This is a genomic window from Streptomyces sp. NRRL S-118 (assembly GCF_000716335.1).
In the GTDB taxonomy this organism is placed as follows: Bacteria; Actinomycetota; Actinomycetes; order Streptomycetales; family Streptomycetaceae; genus Streptomyces.
Window position 1 is genome coordinate 406 of sequence record NZ_KL591057.1, and the last position, 2,122, is coordinate 2,527.

Here is a 2,122-nt window from a genome sequence, read left to right on the forward strand (position 1 = left end):
TTTCTCGGCCTCGCCGCCGCCCTCTGCTGCTACAAACGACTCATCCGCCTCACCGCGTAGGGCACGGTCTAAGATCAGAGATCGGCCGTCCAAACCCCGACAGGATGGTCACTCATAGGGATCCACAACTGAGGCTGTGAGTCGCGATGCCTCTCGTCAGCCTGCTCATCCCAGTGGAAACGGCCCTCGGCATCAGGCCACGCGACTTGCAGCACGGGGAGAGGCGGCCGCCGATAGAACCCGATGGCCTGCCCGAAGAAGGTCCGGTACCAGCTGTGATCGACCTGCCTGAGCGCGACGCGATACCCGTGGACAACATCAGGATGGCTCTGGCCGTCCGCCAGCACTTCGCCCGCTGCGGACTTCTCTCCGAGCGTGTTGAGCATGCGGTGCATGGCGTGGACACCGAGCCCGAACATGGCGACTTCAGGTCCGCCGTGGGTGTGCGCGAGGCCGATCGTGTAGGCGAATCCAGGACCGATCTCGTCTTCGGGAACCATCACGACGTGCCATCCGTGCTGCTGCACATGCTCGATGACTTCGCACAAGTGGCCTGAGTGCGGGAGTCTCACAGGAGTCCGGCAGCCTGCCGAAGCTTGGCTCGGGCGTCGGGGTTGTTCAGTTGCTCCGCCAGCGTGGCCACTACGCTCGCGTGTTCCGTGAAGACGGCCCGGCACTGTTCACGCTCGGGATGATCGCTGTCGCTGCCGAACCAACGAACCATGGCCTCGTTGCGCCCATCGATCGGCTCGGAGAACCCAGCAATCGAGACCACAAGATCCAGCAGTCCGGACTGCACAGGAACCTGCGGGTCGCTTGCGAGGGGGAACAGGAACGGCAGTACGACCGGCATGGCCGCGTTCATCTCTCTTACGCTGTTGAGAATGGAGTTGGTGAGTACCCGCTTCGCCTCGGGTGCGGCAGCCTGATCGAGAAGGCCGTGCAGCAGCACAGGGATCGCGGCGGGGCACTCCGGGAACTCGGACCAGCGGACTTCCTCACACCCGCGGAGGGCAGGATGGGCACGGCCAGCATCAACCGCCCGCGGGTAATCCTGGAGGAACCGAGTGATCTCCGCCTCCTTGGCAGCCAGATCCGTGCTGCACACCCGTCAGTCCCCCTTAGCCCGCGGCGATACGCCCCGAAGACTGCGTCAGCCGCCCTCTCGCGCAACCAGAGATCGACGCGCAAGCCAAGCCAGCGAACCGACTGTTCGACTCCCCAAACGCGCATGGAGGCTCAGCTTGCGAGTTGGGTGCCTGAGGTGTCTCCGTGTCCTGCCCTGGGACCACCCCCGCGCGTGCGGGGGACGACGCGTGCTGGAAGACCTTCCAGGTGACGCGGAAGGGACTATCCCCGCGCATGCGGGGACGACCGAGGAGGCTTCCTAATGCTGTTGTCAAGCCGTCGGAGTGCGACTCATGTGCCAGGCGACTACGAGGTCATCTACTCACTTGGCGTCCTCGGCTCCGGCCATGTCGTACTCGTCGATGTCGAGCTCGGCTCCGGTGGCGCTGAGGAAGTCCAGGACCTTGTGGTCCAGGTGCCATCCGAAGAGGTTGGGGGCATCCGCTGCGCCCGGCTGGGCTTGGTCGGTGTCGTTGAAGTAGCGCACAATTTGAAGCACTGCTCCGCCGCCGGTGCGGGCCAGATGCCTGGTGAGGTCGCAGATGCGGTCCGTGTCGGGCTGGAGGCTGTCGAGAATGCGGGTGATCTGCTCGTCGACGCGCAGACCCGGCTCCCGGCAGACAACCATCCACGAGTGGTCGACCGGAACCAGCGCTGGCTCGGTGAACCGGCTGCCGCGAACCGTCACCTCGTCGGGTGTGATGCCCAGCTGGGAGGCCATGTCGTCTGCCGAGGTGTGCTGGCTGAACAGCGCGAAGTATGTGTACTGGCGAAGTGGCATCACGCGGAGAATAGTGGCGCGGGGTCGCCTGGTCCCAGCCCTCAACACGTACCATGCGGCCGATCTCGGTGTCGGTGCCGCTGAAGATCGCGGTCCAGCCGGTCTGATTGGAGTAGCGAAGAGACACCGCCCCATCATCTCGAACAACGACGTCGGCGCTTCACAGGTCTCCTTGCTCTGCACGTTCATCCGTACGCGGCTCTGGACATAGGC

General features: G+C 64.6%; 3 protein-coding genes. All 3 read right to left on the bottom strand.

Going from position 1 to position 2,122, the window contains the following annotated elements; translation table 11 throughout:
* Nucleotides 1-74: 74 nt before the first annotated feature.
* The 3 genes from IH00_RS0136505 to IH00_RS0136515 all read right to left on the bottom strand — a co-directional run bounded on the left by IH00_RS0136505 (nucleotide 75) and on the right by IH00_RS0136515 (nucleotide 1,909).
* A complete protein-coding gene (locus IH00_RS0136505; RefSeq protein ID WP_031080818.1) occupies nucleotides 75-548 on the bottom strand; it encodes a DUF4262 domain-containing protein in 474 nt (157 codons plus the stop codon).
* A 20-nt stretch (nucleotides 549-568) separates the two neighbouring features.
* Nucleotides 569-1,108, bottom strand: a complete 540-nt coding sequence (locus IH00_RS0136510; protein WP_052411926.1) for a hypothetical protein — start codon at nucleotides 1,106-1,108, stop codon at nucleotides 569-571.
* A 342-nt stretch (nucleotides 1,109-1,450) separates the two neighbouring features.
* Nucleotides 1,451-1,909 carry a DUF4279 domain-containing protein gene (locus tag IH00_RS0136515; RefSeq protein ID WP_031080822.1) on the bottom strand — a complete coding sequence of 153 codons (459 nt, stop codon included), beginning with the start codon at nucleotides 1,907-1,909 and terminating at the stop codon, nucleotides 1,451-1,453.
* Between the last annotated feature and the right edge of the window lie 213 nt (nucleotides 1,910-2,122).